A 26,722-nucleotide genomic window follows, 5' to 3' on the forward strand; every position below is an offset into this window, starting at 1 on the left:
TGGGCGAACACATTCATGGTGCGCCGCAGACGAATGTATGGGTGTCGGCATCGTGCGAACTGCCGCGTAGGAAAGGGCGCAGCGGGCGGGGCCCTCTGTAGGAGATCCCTGCCGGGAAGTTGGCATGTCTGCCTAGTCTCACCTGCGTTTGCAGGCCGTACTTTGACAGTTTGCCAACCCAGCCCGGCAGGCCTCAATCGAGCAGTCTGCGGGTGACCCCAAGGAGACCATCATGAGCGAGCTTCGTACCAGTCCACTTGATCCCGAGAACAAACCTGGCGCTGGCGCCGTCGTCGGAGGCGCAGCAGGAGGGATTGCCGGTGGAGCCGCTGCAGGCGCCCTGGCAGGCGGTCTGACTGGGCCAGCAGGCGCTGCCATAGGGGCAGTGGTGGGCGTCGTGGCAGGCGCCGTTATGGGCAGCAAGGCAGTGAATCCCGCAGCGGAAGACACCTACTGGCGCGAGAACTTTTCTTCGCGTCCTTATGGCAGCGGATCGACCTACGAGGAGTATCAACCTGCCTTTCAGTATGGCGTGGATTCCTATGCCAGGTACCCGAATCGCACGTACGAAGACATCGAACCCGAGCTTGGCAGAGACTGGGGCGGAATCCGCGGGCGGTCTTCACTTGAATGGGAGAAGGCGAAGCACGCGACCCGCGATGCATGGCACCGGGTGAGCAACGCTGTGGAGCGGGCAGTTCCCGGTGATTCCGACAAGGACGGTCGCTAAGAACTGCATGCGGGGCATCTTCAATGCCTCTTTGCTGTCCTCAACTTTTGGAGAAACCCATGCAAGAAAAACCCAATGATCCACATCCTCTCAGCGACCTCGCCTACGACTGGATCACCTTGATTCAGAACAAGGCCCAGGCACTGATGGCCTACGACCAGTACATCAAGGACGCCGAAGCAGCAGGCTCGCCAGAGTGCGCCGCATTCTTTAAGAAGGTCCACGACACCGACAAAGCACAGCTCGCCGAAGCGAAACAGCACCTGCTGGCGGTGCTTCAAGGCAAGATGGGTGATACCAAGTAGGTCTCAGCAGCGAGTGCACCAGAATGCACCGTGGGAGGGCTGTAAAGGCTGCATAGAACCATCCCGGCTGTTTAAGCTTGCCCAAGATGCAAGCCCATCAGCGCAGGCAGTTACGGATCAATGAGCCCGCGTAAGTCCGCTGCTGCGGCCTTGCCTCAACGCTGCCAGCTAGCCCGGGTACTCCGTTCGCGATCGCCGATCTGCTCGAGGATCTGGCGTTCGCTGAGCGTGAAGTGCTTCTTCTTCATGAGTGCAACGTTCGCCAGCATCGGATGGGCCCCTAGCGGCCCCATGTCGCCATCGAGCCCAGGCTCGCTTCGACGAGAAATCTCGTTTTCCACGGCTGGCCTAGCGATTCGAGCCTCGGGAGGGCGGGATGTCGTTGATAGCGTTTGGTCCGGCTTTGGTGAAGAAGTGCTCTAACCACTCGGTGTTGAATCTCGTGCAGCAGCCGAACTACGCAGCCGAGTAACGGGATGGCTTGTTGTCCGACAGGGTCACCTAGCGCCACTCATAAGAATCGATGTCCCAGATTCGTCAAAAGAGCCGCCCCATGCCGCATTCCATTTCCCTGACAGTCAACGACCGAACCCGCAGGTTCGACATCGAGCCATCGGTCACGTTGCTGGACCTCCTTCACGACAAGCTCGGCCTCACGGGGGTCAAGAAGGGTTGCGACCATGGCCAGTGCGGTGCTTGCACTGTGCTGGTCAATGGCGAGCGCATCAACTCCTGCCTGACCCTGGCTGTCATGCGGGATGGCTCCCAGGTGACCACCGTGGAGGGCCTTGCCAGGGACGGCCAATTGCACCCCTTGCAGCAGGCGTTCGTGGCGCATGACGCTTTCCAGTGCGGGTACTGCACGCCTGGCCAGCTGTGTTCCGCCGTGGGCCTGATGAAGGAGGGCCATGCCAGTACGCGCGACGAGGTGCGCGAACTCATGAGCGGCAACCTGTGCCGGTGCGGTGCGTATGTGCAGATTCTCAGCGCGGTGAGCGAAGTCGCATTGGGCGAGCGAGGAACGCAATGAAAGGCTTCACCTACTTGGCGGCCACAGACATGGCGCAGGCGCTGGCGGCGAGCCGCGAGGGCGCGTTCATTGCCGGGGGCACGAACCTGCTCGATTTGATGAAGGAGGGCGTGGCGCACCCGCGGACGCTCGTTGACATCAACCCGCTGCCGCTGAGCGCCATCGAGGAAACGCAGCACGGCGGGGTGTTGCTTGGCGCGCTGGCCCGCAACGCGGCCACGGCATACCATCCGCTGGTGCGCCACAGGTATCCCATGCTCTCGGCTGCCATCCTTTCGGGCGCGTCACCACAGATCCGCAACATGGCCACCGATGGGGGCAACCTGCTGCAGCGCACCAGGTGCTATTACTTCTACGACACCGGCACGCCCTGCAACAAGCGCGAGCCCGGCAGCGGCTGCTCGGCAATAGGCAACCTGGCGCGCCAGCACTCCATCCTGGGCGCTAGCTCTCAGTGCATCGCCACCCACCCTTCAGACATGTGCGTCGCGCTCGCTGCGCTGGACGCGGTGGTGCACGTCCAGTCCCCCACTGGTGCTAGAAGCATTCCATTCGCCGAGTTCCACCGGCTGCCCGGGGACCGTCCCGAAATCGACAACACCCTGCAACAGGGCGAGTTGATCACGCACATCGAGCTTCCCCCGTCCCCCCAGTTTGCCCGGCACAGCGCCTACCTCAAGATCAGGGAAAGAGCGTCGTACGCCTTCGCTCTCGTGTCGGTGGCTGCGGCACTTCACCTGGATGAGGGTGGCCGGATCGCCGAAGTACGAATCGCCGTCGGCGGCGTTGCGCACAAGCCCTGGCGCCAAACGCAGGCGGAGGCCTTGCTGCAGGGGAAAAAGCCCGAGCGCACGGTATTTTCCGAAGCGGGTGCGGCCCTGCTGGCTGGCGCGGTCCCGCAGGGCAGCGGACCCGGGAGCAACGCTTTCAAAATCCCCATGGCCCAGCGCGCCGTGGTGCGCGCCCTTGAAATGGCCCTGGCCGGGCAAACCAGCCTGTTGCCAGGCAGCACCGCGACAGGAGATGCCGCATGACATTTACGATCAATCAGAGTTCTCAGCAGCCCATGGCGGAAGCCGGAACGGGCTATGTCCAGATTGGAGACTCCATTTCGCGCACGGACGGGCGTGCCAAGGTCACGGGCCAAGCGCTGTATGCGGCAGACCACTTCGTGCAGGGCATGCTGTTTGGCGTGGTGGTGAACAGCACGATCACCCGGGGCCGCATTGCCCGCTTCGCGCTCGAACGCGCCATGGCCGTGGCGGGCGTGCGCGACATCCTGACGCATGAGAACCGGCCCAAAACCCGGTCCATGGACATCTTCTACAAGGACATGACGGCACCGGGTGGCTCGCCGTTCAAGCCCCTGCACAGCGATGCGATCCTCTACAGCGGGCAACCCATCGCCTTGGTGCTGGCGGAAACCTTCGAGGCAGCCCGCGAAGCCTCCCAGCTGGTGGAGGTCGAGTACGAAGTCGAAAAGCATGAAGCCGACCTGATGGCCGCGCTTCACCGGGCCCACGAGCCCAAGGGGTTCAAGGCCGGCTATGTGCCCCCACCCAAGCCCAAGGGGGATGCGGACGCCGCGTTTGCGGCGGCACCAGTGAAGATCGATGCGCAGTACTACAGCGGAGCCGAATACCACAACCCCATGGAGATGCACGCCACCACAGTGATCCGCGACGAGGAAGGGCACCTCACCATCTACGACAAGACGCAGGGATCGCAGAACAGCCGATGGGTGGTATCGCGTGTGTTTGGCCTGGGTAAGGACAAGGTCACGGTCAAGAATCCATTTGTCGGGGGTGCCTTCGGATCGGGACTGCGGCCGCAGTACAACCTCATCCTCGCGGTCATGGCTTCGCTCCATGCCGAGCGGTCCGTACGGCTCGTGCTGACCCGCCAGCAGATGTTCACCTTCGGGCACCGGCCGGAAACCGTGCAGCGCGTGCGGCTCGCCGCCGACCACGATGGAAAGCTTCAATCCGTCATCCACGAGGCGGTTGCAGAGACATCGCGCCTGGAAGACTACGTCGAGGTGGTGGTCAACTGGTCGGGCCAGCTGTACACGAGCGACAACGTTCGCCTGGAGTACAAGCTCGTTGACCTAGACCGCTACAGCCCCATCGACATGCGCGCACCCGGCGCCGCCCATGGCGTGCACGCGCTCGAAATCGCGATGGACGAACTCTCCTACGCGCTCAGGATGGACCCCCTGGCGCTGCGGTTGAAGAACTATGCCGAGCGCGACCCGTCCAGGGACCTGCCACATTCCACCAAGGAGCTGAGGGCCTGCTATGCACAGGGCGCCGAGCGCTTCGGCTGGGCAAAACGCCCGCTGAAGCCACGCTCCATGCGGGAGGGAAACGAATTGGTCGGCTGGGGCATGGCGACGGGTGTCTGGGATGCGATGCAGATGTTCGCCCGCGCCCGGGCAGTGCTCCACTCTGACGGCAGACTGGAAGTAAGCAGCGCTGCGAGCGACATTGGCACGGGCACCTACACCGTGATGGCGCAGATTGCCGCCGCGGCCCTTGGTCTGCCGCTAGAGAACGTGACCTTCAAGCTCGGAGACTCCACCCTACCGGTCGCGCCCATCGAGGGGGGCTCATCGCACGTGGCCACGGTGGGGTCGGCCGTGGAAGGAGTGTGTGAAAAGCTGCAAAAGAGGCTGTTCAAGATTGCGCGCGGCCTGGACGATTCGCCGTTTGCCAAGGCGCGCTTCGCAGACGTGGAGTTCTTTCGCGGCACTCTGCGCTTGAAGGGGGTGTCAGGAGCGCAGCTGCCCCTTTCGCAGATCCTTGCAGCTGCTGGCGGCGAGCCTCTTGAAGAGAAGTACCTGATGCTGCCGCACATGCTCAAGCAGCGCAAATATTCGAGGGCTACCCACTCTGCGGTGTTCTGCGAGGTGCGGGTGGACGAAGAGCTGGGCACCGTCCGTGTGACGCGCGTGGTGAGCGCCATTGCAGCCGGCCGCATCATCAGCGCAAAGACGGCCCGCAGCCAGATCTACGGCGGCGTGGTGTGGGGCATCAGCCAGGCTCTTCATGAGGAAGCCCATTCCGACAACTCACTGGGTCGCTTCATGAACCACAGCTTTGCCGAGTACCACATCCCGGTGCAGGCGGACATCCACGACATTGACGTGATCTTCGTCGATGAGGATGACCGGATCGTGAGCCGGCTTGGCGCCAAAGGGGTGGGTGAAATCGGCCAGGTGGGCGTCGCTGCTGCCATCTCCAACGCCATCTTTCATGCCACCGGCAAGCGCGTGCGAAGTACGCCGATGACGCCGGACAAGGTCATGCAGCTCGACGACCCAGCGCAGCAAAGCGACTACCCGTTCAGCGCACCCAATCCGAACGCTTGAATGGGCCAGAAAGAAGGTCGCCGTGGTACGGTAATGGCAATAAGCATCATCAATAGGTTCCTGCACTACTGGCACAGTTGCCTATGGGCGCTTACATCCGCCGCACCACATCTTCGGCAGTGTGATCGAGTGCCGGCAGAAGCGCCCTTAAACCTCAGTATTCGAGCGAGGGCCGCCTTTGGCCTTCAACGTCGCGCGTCCAAAGCCAGTTACTTCAAGCACCAGTGCTGTTCCGGGTTGGTCCACTTCGGGCAGCTGAGCCAAAATCATCCCGGCTGCGGCGAGGACGCGCACCTTGTCGATTTCTACCTCACCCGCGACTTCGAGCGGAAGCGCTCCAGTCACGATTTCACGCAGCAATTCCAAAGGCATGGCAAGACCCGTTTATTTTTTCGCATCCTAGCAGGCGCCGTGCGCTGAAGTTCAGACCATGCAAATCGACCACTGATGCCGCGAAGACCAGGGAGCTCATGACATTCATGAGGTCTATCTGTTGCGATCACCCCAACGCGCGCCTGATCTGGGTTGGCGGCATGGATGGCGGCACGAGGCACGTTTTAGGTGGGCGGCGAATGTACGCGCCGTTAACTCAGCCTGAGGATCGGAGGTTGGCGTCCCGACCGAAGCGGAACGCCAGGGTTCCAACGTGGCTTCAGCAAGCCTGGAAAGTGGGGTGACGTATGTACCCTGTGCCCCGGGGTGGGGCCGCGGCTGGGGAGTTGGTAGCCCTTCACAAGGACGATTGCGAACAGTCTATTGCTTGTCCCCGGCGCGGGTCTAAACCGTCACGCTCGGGGTCACAAAAGTGCGCAAATCCCGCTCAAGAAATCGACTCATTTCGTCTGCGGTGATCGGCTTGCTGAGGTAGTAGCCCTGAATTTCATCGCAGCCATTGGCGCGCAGATAGCTCAACTGCTCCAGGGTCTCAACGCCTTCGGCGACCACTTTCATACGCAGGCTGCGCGCTAAGGCGATGATGCCCGCAGTCAGTGCGGAAGCGTCAGCGTCAATCGGCAAATCCTTGATGAAGGAACGATCAATTTTGAGCGTGCTCAAAGGGAAGTTGCGCAGGTACGATAACGAGGAGTACCCCGTGCCGAAATCGTCGATCGCCAGGGAGACGCCGAGAGTGCGTAGTTCGCGCAGTCTAAGCGCGGCCTGAGCGGGATTGTCCATGACGCCGCTTTCGGTGATCTCGAGTTCAAGCTGAACGGGCAGGAGACCGGCTCTTGCGAGGACCTGCGCCACTTCGTCGGCCAATAGGGGGCGGTTGAGCTGCCGTGCCGACAAGTTGACACTTATTTGGATGGGGTGGCCCTGATCATTCCACGTTCTCGCATCCCGGCAAGCGACTTCCAACGCCCAGTGCCCCATGCTGTCAATCAGTCCGATTTCTTCCGCGATAGGGATGAAATGCAGAGGAGAGACAAGGCCCATCGTTGGGTGACTCCAACGCATCAGGGCTTCCACACCCGTGACAAGCCCGGTAGTCAGATCGAGCTTGGGCTGGTACACGAGGAACAGCTCGCCTCTCTCCAGAGCGCGAGGCAAACTACTCTCCAGCGCCAATTGCTGGGTGCCCTGTGCGCTCATTTGCGAAGAGTAAAAGTGATGGTTTCCTGGACCCAGTCCTTTGGCTCGATACATCGCCGCGTCGGCATTCATCAACAGGGTCTCGACATCCTGCCCGTCGTCTGGAAACAGACTTATGCCGATGCTTACTGTGGTTGGCAGCTCGCGCCCGTTGACTTCGAAGGGGCGGCTGAACAAGCTCACGACTTTCGCCAGCGGTGCGAGCACCTCGCCCGCGTTGTCCAGCCCCTCAAGCACTAACACGAATTCGTCACCGCCGAATCGAGCCACGGTGTCGGTGAGACGAACACCCTCCTGCAGGCGTTTCCCACAAGCTCGCAGGAGCACGTCGCCGGCACTGTGGCCAAGGCTGTCATTGATGGATTTGAAACGGTCGAGGTCCATGAACAGGACTGCGACCTTGGTTCTCCGCTCTGCCGCGCGCTGCAAGGCCTGAGCCAATTGCTCCTGAAGCAACGCGCGGCTTGCTAGGCCGGTCAACTCGTCATGGTGAGCCGCATGCCGCAACGCTGCCTCGGCTTGCTTTCGGCGCAAGTACTGAGCCAACTGACTCGCAATCGACTGCATGAAACCCTCTGTCTCGCGGTCGTTGGCGATCGGAGCGCGGCTGAAGAATTCAAGCGCAACGAGCTGCGTCCCGGCAACGACCGGGATGAGCACGGCCGCATTCAGGCCGCAGCGCGCGGCGAACTGATCCCGAGCCTGTGATGATTCGGCTAAGTGGATCACGCGCCAGAGGGGTTTTCCGGCGGCCCATGCGGCGTCGAGGGTTCCGTCTGGTCGCGTTCCGGTGTAGACGCGCATGTCCGCACTGAACTCGTGCGATGACGAATCTTCCAACGCCGCCCAGGCGCCCAGGCATCGAATTCGGGAGTTGGCATCCACACCCCAGCACACCGCGGCCGCCCAATCCATTTGTGTGCCAATCGACGACAGTATGAAAGCCATCGCGTCCTCAGGCTCGGCGTCTGCGGCCAGATGCTGCGCGACGTCGTGTGCCAACGCGAGACGCAAGGCAGACCTTTTGTTAGTAGTCTTGTCGCGCACTGCGGCGCGGACGGTGGTTACGTCGTTCTGCACGGACCCTCTCAAGGTGACGTGGATCCACCGTTCGTCCCCGTCACGTGCGTTCACGCGATGCTCCAGCTCGAGAGGGGCATCGCCCTGCGCGGCTTGTTGGATCGCCTCGTTAAGCGCAGTCCGCTGAACCCCTGGCACGAGCGCCATTAGGCGAGCCAAAGTGGGGTTCTCGTTGGGTGAGGTGAACCCATAGATACGGCGCGCCTCTTCGGAGAAGTCCATCTTGCCCGTCTCCGGATCCAGCACCCAATTGCCAAGCTTCGCCAGCTCCTGGGCTTCTGCAAGCCGTTGCTGGCTGGCGCGAAGTCGTTGCGAAAGCTCCTTCCCGTCCGCTAAGGACTTGTTCTTAGTCTGCAGGAGGAACAGCAGGTCGACGACGGGATCGTGTACCGCGAAATCACTGAGCGACAGCCCGAGCCGGCCTATGTCGACCATTTCCGCCACCCAAGGCGAGCCAAGGAAAACCAGTCGCCGATCCTGCACGACAAACTGACCTCGCAGGCGCAACGGCCCCGCGAGATGCTGCAATACGAATAGCGATTTCCCATGCAGGCGGATCGCGTCGTAGTCCAGACGTTTTAGGACGGGACGAAGAACCGTGAAGTGTCCGTCGAGCGCGGCGCCTTCTATCAATGCCGGGCAGAGGCGGCGCAGAACCGCTCCGGTCTGCAGCACTCGCAGTTGCTCGTCCAACGCGACGTGAAAAGGGAACGCAGCTGCGAACTGTTCAGGTGTTAGCGTGAGTTCAAGGGCGGACATCACTGTGCGAGCGATGGGTCAACGTCAACATAGTCGATGCGGAAGATGTCATGGTCGTCCGCCCCCTTAAAGGCAGTCTGCTGAACGCTGATGCCCTGAGAAAAGCGCTTACCCAGGCCCTTCAGAAGCCCGACCACCATCGGCGCCAATCCCACGCGCTCACTTCGATAGTGCAACAGCAAACCCGCGCTGCCTTCAATCTCTTCTACCGTGAATGAGGGCGGCCTCAAAGCTGGAAAACTCATGCCCACATGGCTGTGAAGATTGTCCAGGTTGTTGAGGAACGCTCGGAGATCCGAACCGAACATGGCAAGCATCTCGCCATAGCCCGATTCCGCGGTATAGAGAACCCAGTGCTTACCGAATGCTTCAAGTACCTGCGCAGCCTCGAGGCCCAAGACCTCCGAAGCGGCACCGACGAGCTTAAATGTCGTGTCGTCGGGGTAGCCGTCCATCGCAATAAACATGTCATGGTCGATACCAGCACCTTGGCGAATCCTTTCCCACGCTGAATTGCCAAACCCCTGTACGACGAAATCCTCGAGTGCCTGATTGACCAGTCCATACATCGCACGACTCCTTGATCACATGGCACCGCAAGGCGCGGAACGGCGTCTTCCACTAGAACACCGTTGCTCGCTGACTTGACGCTAGCTTCGGTGCATGTTCCGTGCTAGCTTTTCAGGAACGCGGTCTAGCGTGGCACCCACATCGAGATAAGCGCCATATCCCGTTAGAGACCTGGAGGAATAGTAACAAAAAGATTCTATTTGCACGAGGCGCTCACTGAATGATGGGGCTATTGCGTCGGGCTAGCACCTCGCACACATGCTCGACGCTGATGCTGCAACGGGGCGCGACGCTTTCGAGCATCAGCTCGATGGCCACCGGCACCCCTTCTAGACCGGCGTAAGGCACCAGGTAAAGCATTTCGGCCATTGCTGGTAAGTCGCTAACGCTCAACATGGCACGGTGGCATTTCTGGCGCGCGAATTGCCCGAGGAGGCTTCACGACTCATGCAAGCCCTGACACGAACCGACGTCGCACGCAGAGCTCTAACTTTGGAAGGCATTGTCTGACTTCCATTTCTCAAGGAGCTGAAACAATGTATAGCCAGTGCGAGCTCCTGACTCGCTATACCGGAGAAGACTATGAATCTTGACAGTTTCAAGCCCAATGCATCGTGGCCTTTCCGCGTCGCCGGCCATGTCCGGAATACCGCAGCTACTACGCTGTCAGAGGACGAAGATGACGACACTCCAGCGGAAAAGTTAGACCCTGTAGAGCAAGAGTTGGTGGAGGAGCAGAGGGAGCGCGATCGCAAGGCGTCCCTCGCAGTGGACCCTAATCGCAAAGACCGTCCCCTGCCGTAGAAAACGATGGTTTTACCGCGGCACCAGCTGTCATTGGGGGTTCGAGTTCACCCCGTCGAACTCCACAGGATGGTTGTTCCCGGACGTTCGATATTCAGTGGACGCCGTATCTCCAGCATCTAATGCGCGCGGGGAGAATCGGCGCGGACCTCATTTATCGTGCGCCCTGAGGTGAACCAAGGTCCAGTGCCGTTTTTCCCCAACCAGCCTGGATGCCGCGCCCCACCTCTCGCCATTCTTTGGCCCGAAGAAGTGGAAGCCTATAAGCAAGCAAAAAATATCGAGGGCGATGGCTGCGCCCACAATCACCCCCGCCCCCTTGCACACGCACTTAAATGGCGGTGCGAGGCCTGCGGTCGAATCGGACGGGTCTGTGGGCTTCACTTTTGGTGCAATCAATCAGGAACCTGCGCAGCGCAATCAAGGATGGCGGCGGCGATTGACAACATCCAGTATGAACATGTTGAGCTTCTGGATGTCGTCACGATACCGTTCTGCCTGCTCACCCGAGATGACACTACCGACCAGGTCGATCTGGTCGAGAAAGCTTTTTGCCACGGCAGAAGGTGTGGGGTGAGATTCGACTAGGGCCTGACCCAGCGCAATCAAGGCAGCAATTGTGGAGTGATTGCGTTCCGCCTCTGCTGCCAAGCCTGCAAGCATTTGGGATTGGCGCGCAATGGCCGCCTCCAAATCTTGGATGGACGCCAGTTGCGAATGCGCTTCACTTGGATGTTGTTCCATAGGTCCTCGGTCAACTCCACTCACCGAAATCGCCTTGCGCTCCCGGCATCAATGCTTGTGCGCTTTCTTGAGACCTTCAGCGTGTTCCTTGTGTGCCTTCAATGTGGGCAGTGTCTTTGAGGCAAATGCCTTGACCTCTGCGTCATCGGCGCGCTTACTGGTGTTCTCAAACAGGGCAACATCCATTTTGTGGTCATCAATGCCCACCTCTTTCACAAATTCCTTGTCGAAGTCCTTTGCGCTTGCAATCTTCTCCAGCCTTTTTTGCTTGTCGGCGGGGACCGCCTCAGGCAGCACGGCTCCCTTCGACTTCGCCAGTGCCTTCAGCTCTTCATTGGCCGCACCATGGTCTTTGACCAACATTGCGCCGTAGGACTTGACTGCTTCAGATCCGCCCTTTTGCTGCGCAAGCTTTCCGGCCTCCACTTCGTAAAGCCCTCCACCACCAGCCTTGGTGAAGAACTCTTGATCTTTCTTGCTAACTTCCGCATGAGCGCCAAGGGACAAAACGGCCACACATGCGGCGGCTGCAACTCGAACTGTATTCATGAGTTATCTCCGGTGAAAGGACGCAAGGAAGGGCCCGAGTGGGCCCGTCTGTTAAACCATTGGCGGGTCAGTTTCCCGCTCTGGGTGCCGATGTCGCGCTATCCCCTGGATGAACGAGTTGAAGTCGGTGGCCGATGCTCCAAGGAACATTCCAGGATCCGGGTCGCCTGACGGCAGAGTTGCTGGAATCTGCGCCTTGAGCATCAGAGCTGCCGAGGCCGGCATCACCAAGATGGTTTTGCAGTGGCGATGCTGATCCTTGATGAATTCCGCAGTGTGACCATCCCCCGCCAATGCCTGCACACCTGCTTCACCATCGGGCAAAGCCAGTGCATCGAAGAGGAACCCGGGCTCATTCTCCAGTGAAGCGTCGGCATTAATCGCCACACCGTCGCTGGTCTTGACCGGGCCAATGCGTGGCGCAACGAAGCGCGGTACGGCGCCTTGGGCGAAAAGGGCTTCGTGCAGCGCGACCGCGCTTTTGCCAACAATGCCATCAGCAACAAGAATGGCAACTTTGCGTCCCTTGATGCTTCCGTCACCTGGTCGAGCGAGAAGGGACAAGGCCGGCGATTTGGAAACCTCAGGCTTTGGTGCTTTAGCCAGCGCCCGGGGCATTGCTTCAGGCAATGCTGCCATGCCAAGACCCGTTGCCACCTGCTGCGCGAGGTCATCGGACACATTGCGCAGGGAGGCAACCATGCGCTCACGGATCGCTGGCACCGTCACCTTGCTCAATTCAAAGCGGAACGCGGCCGCAATGTGGGCTTGCTCCACAGGAGTCTGGCTGTTGAAGAACAGAGTTGCCTGGGTATAGTGGTCCGCGAACTTTTCAGGTTTCGCGCGTACCTTGCCTTGGGACTCCTTGGCCTGAATCCTGGCGGGCACGGAGACAAAGCCTTGAGCTGCACCGGCTTGGAACGGACAGCCGCCGCCCAGCGAGTTAGGCTCATACGCGACCTTGCCGCGATGGATGGCCTGGCGGTGCATGCCGTCACGCTGGTTGTTATGCACCGGGGCGATGGGTGAGTTGATGGGCAGCTCGTGAAAGTTGGGGCCGCCCAGGCGCGAGATCTGCGTGTCCACATATGAGTGGATGCGCCCCGCAAGCAAAGGGTCGTTGGAGAAATCGATGCCCGGCACCACGTGCGCGGTGCAGAAGGCCACCTGCTCGGTCTCGGCAAAAAAGTTGTCGGGGTTGCGGTTGAGCACCATGCGGCCGATGGGGCGTACGGGGATCAGCTCTTCCGGAATGATCTTAGTCGCGTCCAGGATGTCGAAGCTGAACTTGTCCGCTTGCTCTTCCGTGAATACCTGCACGCCGAGCTCGTATTCGGGATAAGCGCCCGCCTCGATACGCTCCCACAGATCACGGCGGTGGAAGTCTGGATCGGCGCCGGAGATCTTGACCGCTTCGTCCCACACCAGCGAATGGGTGCCTGCCTTCGGGTTCCAGTGGAACTTGACGAATACCGACTCGCCCGCGGCATTCACGAAGCGAAAGCTGTGAACGCCAAAGCCCTGCATGGTGGCGTAGCTGCGCGGAATACCTCGGTCCGACATGGCCCACATCAGCATGTGCGTGGACTCGGGCATCAGCGAAACGAAGTCCCAAAAGGTGTCATGCGCGCTGGCAGCCTGGGGCATCGCATGGTGTGGCTCAGGCTTGACAGCATGCACCAGGTCCGGGAACTTCATCGCGTCCTGGATGAAGAACACCGGCATGTTGTTGCCCACTAGGTCCCAGTTGCCTTCGTCAGTGTAGAACTTGACAGCAAAGCCGCGCACGTCGCGCGCCGTGTCCTTGGAGCCTCGCTCACCCTGCACGGTAGAAAAGCGCACAAACACGGGGGTGATTTTGCCGGCCTCCTTGAACGGCGCGGCGCGCGTGAGGTCCGTCAGGGGTTCGTAGCATTCGAAGAAACCGTGCGCACCAGATCCGCGCGCGTGCACGATGCGCTCGGGGATGCGCTCATGGTCGAAATGCGTGATCTTCTCGCGCAGGATGAAGTCTTCGAGCAGCACCGGGCCGCGCTCGCCGTACTTGAGAGAATTTTGGTTGTCGGCGATTGGCACACCCTGGTTGGTGGTGAGCACCTGGCCGGCGGAATCGACGCGCACGCGGTCGAGCGGTGCGATGGTCGCATTGACGCCTTCAGGGGCAACCGTCCCAGTCTTGGCACTGCTGTTTGCTTCCGACACGGTGCTACCTGATGGCAGCCGCGAGGCCGGCTCCACAGTAGCACCTGGCGCAGGGCTCACCCCGTTGGTGAAACCATGCTCTCCTGCTTTATTGGCGTTGTATGGTTTCGCGGAGGCGAGGTCGTTGGTTTCTCCCGCCTTCGCAGAGAGAACGTCAGCAGCTGGCCCGAGAGCGGAAGGCGCGCTGTCCGTATTTCTGGCAGGTGCTGCAGCAGTTGATGGAACAGGCGCGGCAGCGCCCTTGGCAGCACGCGTAGGATCTTTGGGCATTGTGTACCTTCGTCACTGGGTTGTGGGGAAGGCACAGGTTAAGGTCCTCGCCGTGACGGTGTGTAGGACTTTGGCTCAACCGATCAGCACAAAGAAATAGCCCGGCGGAGCAGCCAAGTTGCAACTAAATGATGGTCAGCCCGAGCGACTTGTCAGCGTCACCCGTTTTGTTGCGGCTGGCAAACTGCGCGTATTGAAGGGTGGGCAACTGGCGTTGTCCTACGAGGGCCTGAACCCAAAAGCTGCAGTCTCGCTCTAAATCAAGGATGTTGCTATGACTCAGCCACTCTTCAAACTTCCGAACAGCCGGGTCTCGGACACAACGCGTGAATGTGCTGTGCACAAGGACCAACGCAGTATCCAAGGCGGATGCGAAATTCGACCTTCCGTCTGGATATGCGCCGAGTGCTGGCAGGCCAAACTTGGAATCATCAAGGGCAGGCGCAGCCAGTCTTCCAAATAGCCACGTCAACGGCTGGGCCTGGATTTCGGAAGTGATGCGCCAGCGCGGTCAGCCTTTGTCCCTGACTAGTTCCAGCACCGCCATGGCGAATTCCTGAGGTGCTTCTTGCGGTAGGTTGTGGCCGACGCCGTCCAGGATTCGATGGTCGCGCAGAGCGCTGAAGCGTGCTGCATGTACCGACGCATCCGCAGGCGGACCCACCCCGTCGTCGGCGCCATCCAAGGTGATAGATGGAACGGTGATGACGGGTTGCTGGGCAAGCTTCGCTTCGATGTTTGCATAGGCCGGATCACCAGGCACCAAGGCGTAGCGGTGCCGGTACGAGTGGATTACCACTTCGACGAAATCCGGGTTGTCGAAGGCGGCAGCGCTCTGCTCGAAAGTCGCATCGTCGAAGCGCCAGGTCGGTGACCACAGTTGCCACAGTAGCTTGGAAAATGCACTGCGGTTTTGCTCAAGCCCAGCTCGACCGCGCTCGCCATGGAGGTAGTACTGGTACCAGAGCCGCAGCTCTTTTTCAGGTGCTTCCGGCTCCATGGCCCTGGCGATGTTCTGGATGTTGTAGCTGTTCACCGAGACCAGACCCGCGCAACGCTCGGGCCACAGCGCGGCGACCACACACGCGGCCCGGCCACCCCAGTCGTAGCCTGCAAGCACAGCCCGCTCAATGCCAAGGCCGTCGAGGAACCCGAGGAAATCGGCTCCAAGCGCAGCCTGCTCGCCGGATCGCAAGGTGGACGCGTTCACAAACCGCGTGCCGCCATACCCGCGCAGGTAAGGCACCAGCACGCGGCAGCCTGCATCCGCCAGCAAAGGAGCTACTTCTCGGTAACTGTGGATGTCGTACGGAAAGCCATGCATCAATACCACAGGCGGCCCGGCGGTGTTGCTTTGCTCGAAGTATGCGATGTCGAGCACGCCGGCCCGAACGTGACGAAGTGGTTCCATGCGTTTCATTGGTATTTCCTCGCGCATCGGTCGCCGGTCAACGGCTAGAAGGGGATGTCATCGTCGGAGTCGGAGGAACCACCAGCTGCTGTGGATCCCGAGGTGGTCGCCGCCGCGGGCTCTTTGGCCGAGCCCAGCGCCTTCTCCAGCGCCTGCTCCACAGCATCGATGCGCGCTTGGCACACTTTGTACGCAGCTACTGATTCCTCGACTATCCGCAGCAGGTCGTCGATGTTCGGGTCGCTCTGCTTTCGCAGGGTCTGAGCGTGCTTTTGCAGCACCCCATAAGATTCTTTAAAGGTTTCGCTCATGTCTTATTGTCCTTGCGCAGCGTTGCATCTCGCGTGCCGTCTCTGAATTGGATAGTGATCTTTCCGCTGGCATTTTTCGCACTGGTGATTGCCTGGCCGGTAGCATCGCGCACCAATGCAAAGCCTCGACCCAAAGTCTTTTCAGGTCCTTGGCCAGCAATCTCTCGCATGAGTGCCTGGGATCCGGTTCTGGCCTCCACTACAGCTTTGCGGGCCTGCGTACCTATGTCTTCAAAAGCTCTTGCAGTGGTGTCTTTCGTGTAGCGCAAATCTGCCACAGCGCGGTCGATCACAAAGGTTCTGTCCGCCTTGATCGTAGCTCTCGCCGTTTGCAGCGTTTGCCGTGCTTCGCTGCTGATTTCAGCCAGAAGCGCGGGCACCCGGCTGCGTGCCTGGCCCAGTTGCTGCGTTGCCAAGCGACGCACATCGGCCATGTCGCGCTCAGTCTGCTCTGCACCCGTTCGCACTGCCTGGATTGCGTCGAGCTTCAGTTGCGCCAGCATCTCGGCAGAGCGTTGCCGGCTGAGAGCGATCTGCTGCCGCGCACCAGTCTCGATGGCGGTGTAATGCTCCACAACAACGCGCCGCGTGTTGCCCATAGCGCGCCTGGCTTCCCCCACGAGTTCGGCAAACAGGCCCTTGGCTTCCTGAGCTCGCTGCAGAATGAGTCGCTCAATGCCCGCGATGACTTTGGAAGGGGTGTCAAAACGGATATTGGCGACCTCGTCGAGCACGGTGTTGTCTCGCTCGTGCCCTATGCCAGTCAGCACGGGAACATCCAGTTCGCAGACGGCGCGCACTAGCGCATAGTCATTGAGCCAAGCCATATCGTTGATGGCCCCACCACCGCGGATGATGGCCACGGCGTCGGGGTGCAAGCCCTCTTGATCCATGCGCTCCAGCGCGCCAAGCAATTCCATGCGGATCTCTGCAGCAGCACCATCGCCCTGAAATCGACTGTGGACGTATACGAAACGGCAGATTCCACCGGCCTCAAGCCGCTTCGCCTCAGCTTGGAAGTCGCCCAAGCCGGCTCCCCCCTCCGGTGCCACGACCAGGACCAAGTGGTAATCCCACGGAGTTGGCAACTGTCGATTCAGTTCGAACAAGCCCTCGTGCTGCAAGCGCTCGCGTATTTCACGCTTGCGGGCTTCCAGGTCACCCAGCGTGTAGTCAGAGTCGATGGCATCGATCTCGATGCTGAAACCGAACTGCGGCTTGAACACGGGCCGTGCACGCACCAGCAGCTTGATACCTGGCCCGATCTGGGCACCGGTCGCCAACTCGAACTTGGGGAGAATCTGGCTGGCCGTACCGGCCCAGATGACGGCATTGGCCTTGGCGGTGATGACTCCCGAAACGTCGCGCTCGGAGACCTCAAGGTACACATGGCCGTTGCGAATACGCGTATCTACCACCTCAACAAGCGTCCAAACCCCGGCTTTGAAAGCCTGCGCTACCGCCCCCGAGACGCCTTGCAGCAACTGAGACAGCGATACCCCCTGTTTTTCAGGGACCGCCAAGCCCCTGGACACGGTCGGGGAAGGCGCCAGCAAATCACGCGAGACTACGGGTGCTGGCACATCTGCAGCACGCAACCACTGCGCGAAAGGCGTAAGGTCTCGGCCCTCGGGCACGAACCACTGTCGGCGAGTCGGATCCCAACGTGCGCCCAGCGCCTTGACGCGGTCTTTGTCCGCGAATGATGAGACAAGGTAGGTGTCGGTCATGCCGCTGCAGACAGCGGCGGGGACGCATCCGATGCGCCTTGCCGCCAGGCATCCAGGTCGGTGAACTCTCGCGTGCATCCCGAGCACAATAAACGCTCGCCGTAGCGCATCAAGCCTTGGGCATCGCGCTCGACCACCCTGCGGTAGTTGGTAGATCCACAGTAGCCACAGCGATTCATGGGGGCAGGCTGATCGGTTTCCATCGTTGAGCTCTTATACAGAAATCTGCCTTTCAGGCACTTCGGGCATTGCAGCATCCTGACCTTGCACCAGGGTTTCGTCCGCACGCTCCGCTTAGTCATCGCAAATTTTTTCCACGTTGGTGATTCTTTTGATCCTCCAGCGCAGACGCTGATTTCCCCGCTATCGATTTGGGTGCGAACCGCCCGCAATGGCCTTCAACCGCCGTCGGAACCCTCTTTTCATGTCAGTAAGTCTGTCCATATACTGTATTTAATTACAGTATTTTGCCATGCCTGCCGCCCACGCTTCCCAGTCCTTCGACACCCAGAGTCTGCCCATCTCGGTGCGGGAGTCAGTGTGGCTGGGCGACGACCTGGTGCAAGACGGCCACCCGACAATCTCTACAGGTTTTGAGCTGTTGGACGCTTCCCTGCCCGGGGGTGGCTGGCCCACACGCGCCCTGACCGAGGTCCTCACGGCCCAAGCACCGCTGTGCGAATGGCGCCTGCTGGGCCGATGCTTGCCCAGGTTGGTCCAGAACGGCGGCCAAATACTGCTCGTAGCCCCGCCCCAGCAGCCCCATGCCGGTGGCCTGGCTCAGCTCGGAGTGCCCGCCGACCAGATCGTCTGGATCCAGGCCAAGACTCCAGCCGAACGCTTGTGGGTGACTGAGCAATTGGTGAGGTCCAATCCCCGCGGCGCGGTGCTGTCCTGGCTCCCTCAGGTCCGCGCGGACCAGATTAGGCGCCTGCAGGTGCACGCCCAGTCCTGTCAGTCGCCCGTCTTTCTCTTTCGGCCCTTGAACGCGCAGCGAGAGGCCTCGCCGGCGCCACTGCGCACCCTGGTGTCGCTCGGCACAGGCTGGAACATCGACGTGCGCATCCTCAAACGCCGTGGCACGCCATGCCCCGGTGTGCTGGAACTGCAGGCCATCCCCGGCCGCCTGAGCCAGGTGCTGCCGCCGCGACTGCGTCGCCTGGACACCGATTTCGCCATCCCCCTGCGCAGAGAGGAGGCCACCGATGATCGGCATCTGGGCCGCACTGCTACCTCACAAGACCAGCACCGAGTCCTGCACCGCCATTGACCTGCCTTCCCTGGCTGTTTGGGCGCTGCAGTTCTCTCCGAGGGTGGCCGTGCGCGAAGAAGTGGTCTTGGTGGAGGTCGGGGCCAGCGCACGCCTGTTTGGCGGCCTGTCGCACTTGCGAGGGCGCATCGAATCGGAAGCCAGTGAGTTGGGCGTTGAAGCCTTCGCCTGGGCCCCGACGGGCACGGCCGCACTGGCGCTGGTGCGTTCGCGCGTGGTGGATGGCTTTGCAGGCCCGCTGCCATCCATTCTCGACAAGCTGCCGCTGGAGACGATCACTGCGGTGGCGCGCCATCAGGGCACGCTGCACCGCCTCGGATCACGCACGCTGGGCGATGTGCGCAAGCTGCCCCGGGGTGGCCTTGGTCGGCGGTTCGACAAGGAGCTGCTTCACAGCCTGGACCAGGCCTACGGACTGCGCCCGGAGGTCTGCGAGTGGCAGCAACTACCCGAGACCTTCAGTGCCCGCCTGGAGTTCATGTTCCGTGTCGAGAATGCGATGGCGCTGATGTTTGGCGCCCGTCGCTTGTTACTCCAGATGTCCGGCTGGCTCGCTGCCAGGCACATGGGCGTCACCTCGTTCACGTTGCGCTGGGCCCATGACGCGATGCGCGCCAAGACCGCAGGCACTGGCGGCGAGATCACCGTACGCACCGCGGAGGCCACGCAGAACGTGGACCACCTGGGCCGGCTGCTCAGCGAGCACCTGGCCAAGGTCGAGCTGCTGGCCCCCGCCGGTGACATTGAGCTGCTTGCTTCCGAGACCATCCCCATCAAGCAGGAGAGCAAGTCGCTCCTGCCTGAGACCATCCGCCAGGGCGAAGCCACGTCCCTGGTGCTGGAGCGCGTGCAGGCCCGCCTGGGCAAGGATCGCGTAGTGCGCCCAGTCCTAAACGCTGATCACCGCCCCGAATGGATGCAGTGCTGGCAAGGTGCGGAGATGGCGCGCCCCCGCGCTTCGCTCGCCTGCCACGAGCTGCCACTGCCCGCGTGGGTGCTGCCCGAACCGCTTCGCCTGGCCGAGCGGGAGCACCGCCCGATCTACCAGGGGCAACTGCAGTTGCTGCTGGGCCCGGACCGCGTTGAAGGTGGCTGGTGGCACCGAGAGCCTACGGCGGCTACGAGCGCACCTGCCGGCCAGCTCAACGTGCAGCGCGACTATTGGATCGCCTTGAGCCGGCACGCCGGCGTGCTGTGGATCTTCCAACGCCGCCTGGCCGAGGATGAGACAGGCTGGTTCCTTCACGGCCTGTACGCCTGAACGATGCATCGACCTTCAGGCAACAGTCATGGCGCTTCCCTTCTACGCAGAGCTGCGCTGCGTTTCCAATTTCACGTTCCTTGTCGGTGCCAGTTGGCCTGACGAGCTGGTCGAGCGCGCCAAGGAGCTGGGCTACAGCGCCATTGCCATCACCGACGAATGCACGCTGGCCGGTGTGGTGCGCGCGCATGTCGCAGCCAAGAAGGAGGGGCTGCAGTTGCTGGTGGGCTCGCAGTTCAAGGTGCAGGCCGCCCTGCCCTTCACGATGGTGATCCTTGCGCAGAACCTCGATGGTTACGGCAACCTGTGCCAGTTCATCACGCGGCTGCGGCGCACCGCAGAGAAAGGCACCTACCTTCTTGAACGCTCAACCATCGAAGGCGATGCTCTGGCCGACTGCCTGGTGATGGTGACGCCAGACCGGACAGGGACGGACGAGCAGCTGGAGGAGCTGGGGCGCTGGACCTTGACGCACTTCATCGGGCGAACATGGATTGGCGTGGACCTGAACCGCCGCATCGATGACGAGCTGTGGCTGCACCGCATGCGGGAGTTGTCTGCGCTGACTGCCATACCGCTGGTGGCCATGGGCGATGTGCACATGCACCGGCGCAGCCGCAAGCCACTGCAGGATGTGATGACCGCCACGAGGGTAGGACGGCCCCTGACCGAGTGCGGCTACGAGCTGCAGCGCAGCGCCGAGCGCCATCTTCGAAGCCGCCTGCGCTTGGCACAGACCTACCCCGATGAATTACTGGCAGAGACGATTCGCGTGGCCGAGCGATGCACCTTCAGTCTCGACGAACTGCGGTACCAGTACCCTGACGAACTGGTACCCGAGGGCCACACCCCCTCCAGCTACCTGCGCCAAGCCACCTACGAAGGCGCCGGCCGCCGCTGGCCACACGGCATCACCGCCAAGGTGCAAGCGCAGATCGAGCACGAGCTGGAGCTGATCTGCGACCTGCACTACGAGCACTACTTCCTCACCGTGTTCGACATCGTCAGCTTCGCGCGCTCCCAGCACATCCTCTGCCAAGGCCGTGGGTCCGCTGCGAACAGCGTGGTCTGCTACTGCCTGGGCGTGACCGAGGTGGACCCTGATCGCATGTCGACGCTGTTCGAGCGCTTCATCAGCAGGGAGCGCAACGAGCCGCCGGACATCGATATCGATTTCGAGCATCAGCGGCGCGAAGAGGTGATCCAGTACCTGTACACAAAATACGGAAGGGACCGAGCTGCACTGGCCGCGATTGCGGTGACGTACGGACCCAAGTCAGCGATACGCGATGTCGGCAAGGCACTTGGCTTCAGCCTGGAAACCGTGGATGCCCTGGCTAAAGGTCACCAGTGGTGGGACGGCGAAGGTGTGCGGCTGGAGCGCTTCGAGGAGTTGGGGTTGTCCGAGAACGACCTGGCGGTGAAGCAGCTTATCTTGCTGACGAGCCAGCTGATTGGCTTTCCGCGGCATCTATCACAGCACCCCGGTGGTTTTGTGCTCACGCGGGGTCTGCTCAGCCGCATGGTTCCGATCCAGAACGCGAGCATGGAAGACCGCACGGTCATCGAATGGGACAAGGACGACCTGGATGCAGTCGGTTTGCTCAAGGTCGATGTACTGGCCCTGGGCATGCTCACGGCCATCCGCAAAGCCCTGACCCTGGTGGGCCGGCGCAAGGGGTACGACTTCGGGATGCAGGACATTCCGGTGGAGGACCGTGAAACGTACAAGATGATTTCTCGGGCGGACACGGTTGGCGTTTTCCAGGTGGAGAGTCGTGCGCAGATGTCGATGCTGCCAAGGCTCAAGCCACGGTGCTTCTACGACCTCGTGATCTCCGTGTCCATCGTGCGCCCCGGCCCGATCCAGGGCGGTATGGTGCATCCGTACCTCAACCGCCGACAGGGCCTGGAACCTGTGATCTATCCAAGTGAGGATTTGAAGCAGGTGCTCAGCCGCACCCTGGGCGTGACGCTGTTCCAGGAACAGGTCATGCAGGTGGCGATGGTCGCTGCCGGCTTTACAGCAGGCGAGGCAGACGACCTTCGGCGGGCCATGGCGGCTTGGAAGAAGCGCGGGGGGCTGGAGAAGTACCAGACCAAGCTCATCCAGGGCATGAGGGCGCGAGGATATGACGAGCCCTTTGCCCAGTCGATCTACCAGCAGATCAAGGGCTTCAGCGGATATGGCTTCCCCGAGAGTCATGCGGCCAGCTTTGCGTTGCTGGTATACGCCAGCTGCTGGCTCAAGCGGCATGAGCCAGCAGCCTTTCTGACGGCACTGCTCAACTCGCAGCCGATGGGTTTTTACACGCCAAGCCAGCTGGTACAGGATGCCAAGCGACACCGCGTGGAAGTGCGGAGGATCGACGTGATGCACAGCGCCGTCGAATCGACGCTGGAGGACTTGCCCGCAATCCCTGCCGTGCGGCTTGGCCTGCACATGGTGGCAGGCCTGCACGCTACTTCGGCCGCGCGCATCGTCGAGGCCCGTGAAAACGGCCCATTTGACAGTGCGGAAGACTTGGCCATGCGCGCGCGACTGGAACAGCACGAGATGAAGCTGTTGGCAGCAGCAGATGCGCTGCTCAGCCTGTCGGGCCACCGCCGCCAGCAAGTGTGGGACGCTGCAGGCCTGCACTGGACGCCGGAGCTGCTGCAGGACGCACCGATCAACGAGGAGTATCTGGAGCTGCAGGAGGCCCCGGAGGGCGAGGAAATCGTATGGGACTACGCATCCACCGGGCTGACCTTGCGCCGGCATCCGTTGGCGCTGCTGAGGCCACGGATGGCCGCGAAGAAACTGCTGTCGTCGCGCGATCTTCGCCATATCCCGGACGGCAGGGTGATCCGCACGGCTGGCATCGTGACGCTACGGCAGCAGCCGTCCACAGCCAAGGGCACGATCTTCGTATCTTTGGAAGACGAGTTTGGGACCGTGCAGGTGATCGTTTGGTCATCGGTACGAGATGAGCAGAGGCAAGTGCTGCTGGAGTCGCGGCTGCTCGCGGTCAAAGGGATGTGGCAGCGGCGGGGGCAGGTGACCAATCTGATCGCGGACAGGCTGGTCGATCTAACGCCTTGGTTGGGCAGGCTCGGGCGGTTGGGAAGCCGCGACTTCAAGTAGCCTGACCATCACGAGTCGGTTGCGCTCAGTAGGGCACCAGGCGGTTCCAACGTGTCGGCGACAGAGCTATAAGATGTCACACGATGAGCCAATTGTCATTCGCGTAGATGGCTGTCACGCCATTGGCGACAATCCGATTCTTCAGTCATGCTGTGGCATGCGCCGCCTGCAGTGCAGCCGGTACGAGGTTTTCAGCGCCAGGAAACTCCATGGGGTTGATGAAGCCCACCAGCAACAGCACTCTCCGGCCTGGCTGCAGATGTGGCTTCTTGGACTGCTGAAAGAAGCCGGGTTGTGTGGTCATGGTTGTGCCCTTCTTACTTCGGCTCGCTCACGTCACCGGTTTTCGCCAAGCCGCGGATGTTCATGGCTGCAAGGCAGATCTGCAACGCAATCAGAGCAATGGCGTGCGAGTGCAGGCCCCAGGTTACCCACAGAGCATTGCTGGCTAGAAACACCCAAAACCCTGCGTTGCGGCGACTTGCCGCCTTGGACCCTACGAGCCAGGCCGCAAGCACTGATGCGGTAAACGCAGGCCACTGAACCCAGTCAAGCCAATCGCTCATGGTGGATCTTTCTTTCAGGGACAAGGGTCACGCCAGATTGGGAGAGTCTGATTACGCAGCTCGTACAGCAAAACATGAAACGCTAAGCTTTTGCCTGCGCGCGTCCGCGTCCAGTAGCAGCCTGAAGTTCTTCAATGCGCTGGGAGGCTTCCGCCTTGGTCAGCGAATCGTCTGCTGCCTCGCCGGCCTCTTCTGCAAGCGTGTGCAGATACGACCGTTGCGCTCCGGTCATTGCCTCATCGCCTGTGACCCAATTTATGGGGTCCTTTTCCATGTTGCCTTGGTCAGCTAAGGACTGCGTGGATTTGTCGGTCATGCTCTTGCTCCAGTGGGTTGTAGGAGCCTTCAGCATGCGACGCCGCCCTTGAACTGGTTGTAGGAAATAAGCTCGATACTGTTATTTCATACAGCTATCGATGACAGCGACACCTCCATCGCTAGCGGGTAGCTCTCCACGTTTGTCGACATGCACCGACGTCACAAAGGAGCCATCCAGATCGCCATCACATTGCCTTCAAGAGCTGACGTCTTTCGGAGTTTTCCTACATTGCAATCAGCATAGTCGGATCGATCATGGCGCTTCGCATTGCTACAGTGCTTGCGGTTTCCAGGTGACAACAAGAGTAGTTATGAGGGATCAAATGCTGCATGCAGATTTCGCAAAAGCAAGGGTTGCGCAAAAGAAGGTCAAGGTCGCACTGGTGGATGACCATGCGGTCGTGCGCAGAGGCTTGCGCGAATACCTCGAAAGCCATGAAGACATTCACATCGTTGCCGAAGCTGGCACCGGGCGTGAAGCGATGAACCTGGTCCGCGACCACAGCATTGATGTCCTGGTGCTGGACTTGACCATGCCTCAGTTCAGTGGGTTGGATGCACTGGCCAGCTTGAAGGCGCGCTCGCCGGACACGGGCATCCTCATTTTCTCGGGCCTGCCGGTGTCGCTATACGCCATCACGCTCCTGCAGCAGGGGGTAGATGGATACCTCAACAAGGATTGTGATCCCGACGAGGTGGTACGAGCAATACGCGTGATTGGAGATGGTCGGCGCTACCTTACCAACGATGTCGCCGAGTTGCTTGCGCAGGAGGTCTTCAAGCCCCGCCTAGGTTTGCCCCATGAGACGTTGAAGACGCGAGAGCTTCAAATCTTTCTGAAACTCGCTCAAGGGGAGGACGTAGCCTCCATTGGGAAGCTTCTCAACCTCAGCACCAAGACTGTAAGCACCTATCGGACTCGAACCTTTAAGAAACTCGGGCTCGAGAGCAACAGCGAGGCGACCTACTACGCACTCAAGCACGGGCTCATCGATTGACCAGCCTGACCGGTATGGGCTTGGCTTGATAAGCGCGTATACGCACGAGCAAACGCGTGCTTATGTCTGTTACGGCTCAGCTATTTGGCATCTGCTTGCTGAACGCGATCAACGTTGGTCGTGCTTCGCGCGCCTTTGAGATGCATTTCAATATCCGCTGCCTTGTCGCCTACCTTGGCGATTGCGTCCCTGAGTTGCTCTTCAGTGGTGTCAAGCTCACGTGTCCAACGAGCAAGTGAAGCAGCGTCGTCTACATCAATGCGGTCTGGTTGGGAGTTCGATTGCGTCATCGGATATGTCCTATGTAGTCGGTTTGTTCCTTAACATGCTAGGCACATGCTCCGGCGTCTGGTGTAGGCGAACAGCACCTCTGCTGCGAAGGCAGACTCGAAACACGGGCTCCTCGCCGCCCATGGATCCGGCCTATGCGGTGGCTGTGCCGGCCTTGTTCCCAGCGCATGGACAAGGCACTCGTCTTGGCGCAACGTGGGCACTGTAGGGCCACGCGGTACATGGATGTCGCATGGCCGCTTTGCAGTCATAGCATCCGCGAGCCATGCCTCCCACGGCCACTGTCCCAAATTCAGTTCCAGATATACCCATGCAGCTTCGCATCGCGCTTGTCATCGGTATTGTGCTGTTCGCGGGCATCGCACAAAAAGATTCAGTCGCACCCGTACACCTGGTTGCGCCCTGCTTGCAAGTATCAGCGCCTGATCCGCAAAGGCAAGAATCCATCCACTGGCGCCGCGTTGAAGACAACTGCATCAACGGCACCTAAGTTTGTAGCCGGCGCCAAGTTCAAGGCCGCCGTATCCCAAAGCGTCAAAGCGCAACGCCGACAAAACTGCTGCGGCTGTGGCCTAGTGCCTGTACAGCCAACTAACCGTCAAGGCTTGAGTCTTTTGGCGGCCTTCCATGTGCGGTGCCGTTTCAAGTGTCGTGCCAGATTCATACACAATGCGCCCATGAATACTTTCTCGAATGCATTCCGCGCCGAAGTTGTGCGCATGGCCCGCAAGGAACTCAAGCCAGAGATCCAGGGTATGCGAAAGGCACTGACATCCCATCGCTCCGAGATAGCCGCGCTGAAGCGTGACGTGAAGGCGCTGACGTCGCAGCTCAAAGCCGCACAGCGACAAGTCAAGACTCCAGCGAAGGCGGCCGTGGAAGAAGAGGCACCCGCGCGCAAAAGCGGCCGCAAATGGGTTTTCAAACCAGAGGCGTTGGCAGCCAAGCGCGCCGAATTGGGCCTCACGGCCAAGGAAATGGGCAAGTTGCTTCAGGCAGGCCACCTCTCGGTTTACCGATGGGAGACAGGAAAGGCATTTCCTCGCGCAGCGCAACTGCTGCGGATCCACGAGGTTCTCAACCTTGGCAAGCGCAAAGCCTTGGCTTTGCTGGCCGAGGCCCAATAGCTTTTTCGCGCGGCTTCAGTGGCCTCAGACCATCTCGCTGGCCTTCCAGACCTTCGATCCCGAGAAGATGCATCCGGCTTCTCATTGATGAAGTCCGACATCACGCGATGAAGCGGCAAGGCTTGCCCGTTGTGCACATTTTAGTTTTAGGCAGCGGTTGCGGGTTGGGTTTTCACACAGCCTCGGCCAGAAGCGGACGGTCGGTGTACCGTCTTCACAGAGAATCGACACAGAGGCTTTTGAAACCTGCAGAGCTGCCAAATGACGTCTGAGCGTTGAATGTAGGAACGGCTGTTTACTGGGGCG

At 60.7% G+C, this 26,722-nt stretch carries 25 protein-coding genes; 11 read left to right on the plus strand and 14 right to left on the minus strand.

The window, feature by feature from the left end; translation table 11 throughout:
* Positions 1–232 precede the first annotated feature (232 nt).
* Positions 233–730, plus strand: coding sequence for a hypothetical protein (locus ASE31_RS30960; RefSeq protein ID WP_082604096.1), 498 nt, complete (start codon positions 233–235; stop codon positions 728–730).
* A gap of 59 nt (positions 731–789) precedes the next feature.
* Positions 790–1,035 (plus strand): hypothetical protein, encoded by a 246-nt coding sequence (locus tag ASE31_RS09245; RefSeq protein WP_057201348.1) that lies wholly within the window; start codon positions 790–792, stop codon positions 1,033–1,035.
* A gap of 155 nt (positions 1,036–1,190) precedes the next feature.
* Here the strand turns inward: ASE31_RS09245 and ASE31_RS31535 are convergent, their stop codons facing one another.
* Entirely contained in the window at positions 1,191–1,376 is a 186-nt protein-coding gene (locus ASE31_RS31535) for a hypothetical protein (RefSeq protein WP_157412429.1), read from the minus strand.
* Positions 1,377–1,588: 212 nt separating this feature from the next.
* On the opposite strand from ASE31_RS31535, the gene ASE31_RS09250 reads away from it, so the two are divergent.
* From ASE31_RS09250 to ASE31_RS09260, 3 genes are read left to right on the plus strand one after another with little or no spacing between them, the layout of a single operon-like run.
* A complete protein-coding gene (locus ASE31_RS09250) occupies positions 1,589–2,065 on the plus strand; it encodes a (2Fe-2S)-binding protein (RefSeq protein ID WP_200961091.1) in 477 nt (158 codons plus the stop codon).
* A complete protein-coding gene (locus ASE31_RS09255; protein WP_057201350.1) occupies positions 2,062–3,099 on the plus strand; it encodes a xanthine dehydrogenase family protein subunit M in 1,038 nt (345 codons plus the stop codon). The genes ASE31_RS09250 and ASE31_RS09255 overlap by 4 nt, the downstream gene beginning before the upstream one ends.
* The gene (locus ASE31_RS09260) at positions 3,096–5,435 is read left to right on the plus strand and encodes a xanthine dehydrogenase family protein molybdopterin-binding subunit (RefSeq protein ID WP_057201351.1); all 2,340 of its coding nucleotides are present in this window, start codon (positions 3,096–3,098) and stop codon (positions 5,433–5,435) included. Before ASE31_RS09255 ends, ASE31_RS09260 begins: the two co-directional genes overlap by 4 nt.
* A 147-nt stretch (positions 5,436–5,582) precedes the next feature.
* Here the strand turns inward: ASE31_RS09260 and ASE31_RS31540 are convergent, their stop codons facing one another.
* The 9 genes from ASE31_RS31540 to ASE31_RS09305 form a co-directional block, all read right to left on the minus strand.
* Positions 5,583–5,807, minus strand: a complete 225-nt coding sequence (locus tag ASE31_RS31540) for a hypothetical protein (RefSeq protein WP_157412430.1) — start codon at positions 5,805–5,807, stop codon at positions 5,583–5,585.
* Positions 5,808–6,212: 405 nt separating this feature from the next.
* Positions 6,213–8,867, minus strand: a complete 2,655-nt coding sequence (locus ASE31_RS09270) for an EAL domain-containing protein (RefSeq protein ID WP_057201353.1) — start codon at positions 8,865–8,867, stop codon at positions 6,213–6,215.
* Entirely contained in the window at positions 8,867–9,436 is a 570-nt protein-coding gene (locus tag ASE31_RS09275) for a heme NO-binding domain-containing protein (RefSeq protein ID WP_057201354.1), read from the minus strand. The genes ASE31_RS09270 and ASE31_RS09275 overlap by 1 nt, the downstream gene beginning before the upstream one ends.
* Positions 9,437–10,661: 1,225 nt before the next feature.
* Entirely contained in the window at positions 10,662–10,985 is a 324-nt protein-coding gene (locus ASE31_RS31545; protein WP_157412432.1) for a hypothetical protein, read from the minus strand.
* A gap of 48 nt (positions 10,986–11,033) precedes the next feature.
* Positions 11,034–11,534, minus strand: a complete 501-nt coding sequence (locus tag ASE31_RS09285; RefSeq protein WP_057201356.1) for a DUF4142 domain-containing protein — start codon at positions 11,532–11,534, stop codon at positions 11,034–11,036.
* A gap of 51 nt (positions 11,535–11,585) precedes the next feature.
* The gene (locus ASE31_RS09290) at positions 11,586–14,006 is read right to left on the minus strand and encodes a catalase (protein WP_057201357.1); all 2,421 of its coding nucleotides are present in this window, start codon (positions 14,004–14,006) and stop codon (positions 11,586–11,588) included.
* Between the two features lie 511 nt (positions 14,007–14,517).
* Entirely contained in the window at positions 14,518–15,426 is a 909-nt protein-coding gene (locus tag ASE31_RS09295) for an alpha/beta fold hydrolase (RefSeq protein WP_057201358.1), read from the minus strand.
* A gap of 35 nt (positions 15,427–15,461) precedes the next feature.
* A complete protein-coding gene (gene xseB / locus ASE31_RS09300; protein ID WP_057201359.1) occupies positions 15,462–15,728 on the minus strand; it encodes an exodeoxyribonuclease VII small subunit in 267 nt (88 codons plus the stop codon).
* Positions 15,725–17,458 (minus strand): exodeoxyribonuclease VII large subunit, encoded by a 1,734-nt coding sequence (locus tag ASE31_RS09305; RefSeq protein WP_057201360.1) that lies wholly within the window; start codon positions 17,456–17,458, stop codon positions 15,725–15,727. The genes xseB and ASE31_RS09305 overlap by 4 nt, the downstream gene beginning before the upstream one ends.
* A 472-nt stretch (positions 17,459–17,930) precedes the next feature.
* Here ASE31_RS09305 and imuA point away from each other — a divergent pair, with 472 nt between their 5' ends.
* From imuA to ASE31_RS09320, 3 genes are read left to right on the plus strand one after another with little or no spacing between them, the layout of a single operon-like run.
* Positions 17,931–18,728: a translesion DNA synthesis-associated protein ImuA gene (gene imuA / locus ASE31_RS09310; RefSeq protein WP_057201361.1), complete on the plus strand. Its 798-nt coding sequence runs from the start codon at positions 17,931–17,933 to the stop codon at positions 18,726–18,728.
* Complete coding sequence (locus ASE31_RS09315) at positions 18,664–19,989, plus strand: DNA polymerase Y family protein (RefSeq protein ID WP_057201362.1); 1,326 nt, start codon at positions 18,664–18,666, stop codon at positions 19,987–19,989. The genes imuA and ASE31_RS09315 overlap by 65 nt, the downstream gene beginning before the upstream one ends.
* A 28-nt stretch (positions 19,990–20,017) precedes the next feature.
* Positions 20,018–23,116, plus strand: a complete 3,099-nt coding sequence (locus ASE31_RS09320) for an error-prone DNA polymerase (RefSeq protein WP_057201363.1) — start codon at positions 20,018–20,020, stop codon at positions 23,114–23,116.
* A 145-nt stretch (positions 23,117–23,261) separates the two neighbouring features.
* Here the strand turns inward: ASE31_RS09320 and ASE31_RS31550 are convergent, their stop codons facing one another.
* From ASE31_RS31550 to ASE31_RS30965, 3 genes are all read right to left on the minus strand, one after another.
* Positions 23,262–23,420, minus strand: coding sequence for a hypothetical protein (locus tag ASE31_RS31550; protein WP_157412433.1), 159 nt, complete (start codon positions 23,418–23,420; stop codon positions 23,262–23,264).
* 13 nt (positions 23,421–23,433) lie between these two features.
* Positions 23,434–23,682, minus strand: coding sequence for a hypothetical protein (locus tag ASE31_RS09325; protein WP_057201364.1), 249 nt, complete (start codon positions 23,680–23,682; stop codon positions 23,434–23,436).
* A gap of 82 nt (positions 23,683–23,764) precedes the next feature.
* Positions 23,765–23,998, minus strand: a complete 234-nt coding sequence (locus tag ASE31_RS30965) for a DUF3072 domain-containing protein (protein WP_082604097.1) — start codon at positions 23,996–23,998, stop codon at positions 23,765–23,767.
* A gap of 325 nt (positions 23,999–24,323) precedes the next feature.
* On the opposite strand from ASE31_RS30965, the gene ASE31_RS09330 reads away from it, so the two are divergent.
* Positions 24,324–24,998 carry a response regulator transcription factor gene (locus tag ASE31_RS09330; RefSeq protein ID WP_057201391.1) on the plus strand — a complete coding sequence of 225 codons (675 nt, stop codon included), beginning with the start codon at positions 24,324–24,326 and terminating at the stop codon, positions 24,996–24,998.
* An 80-nt stretch (positions 24,999–25,078) separates the two neighbouring features.
* Here the strand turns inward: ASE31_RS09330 and ASE31_RS30970 are convergent, their stop codons facing one another.
* The gene (locus ASE31_RS30970; RefSeq protein WP_082604098.1) at positions 25,079–25,288 is read right to left on the minus strand and encodes a DUF3606 domain-containing protein; all 210 of its coding nucleotides are present in this window, start codon (positions 25,286–25,288) and stop codon (positions 25,079–25,081) included.
* Positions 25,289–25,599: 311 nt separating this feature from the next.
* On the opposite strand from ASE31_RS30970, the gene ASE31_RS32040 reads away from it, so the two are divergent.
* Complete coding sequence (locus ASE31_RS32040) at positions 25,600–25,779, plus strand: hypothetical protein (RefSeq protein ID WP_162261388.1); 180 nt, start codon at positions 25,600–25,602, stop codon at positions 25,777–25,779.
* A 187-nt stretch (positions 25,780–25,966) separates the two neighbouring features.
* Complete coding sequence (locus ASE31_RS09335; RefSeq protein WP_057201365.1) at positions 25,967–26,416, plus strand: transcriptional regulator; 450 nt, start codon at positions 25,967–25,969, stop codon at positions 26,414–26,416.
* The last annotated feature ends 306 nt before the right edge of the window (positions 26,417–26,722 follow it).

The sequence above is a fragment of the Acidovorax sp. Root217 genome (assembly GCF_001428645.1).
In the GTDB taxonomy this organism is placed as follows: Bacteria; Pseudomonadota; Gammaproteobacteria; order Burkholderiales; family Burkholderiaceae_C; genus Acidovorax.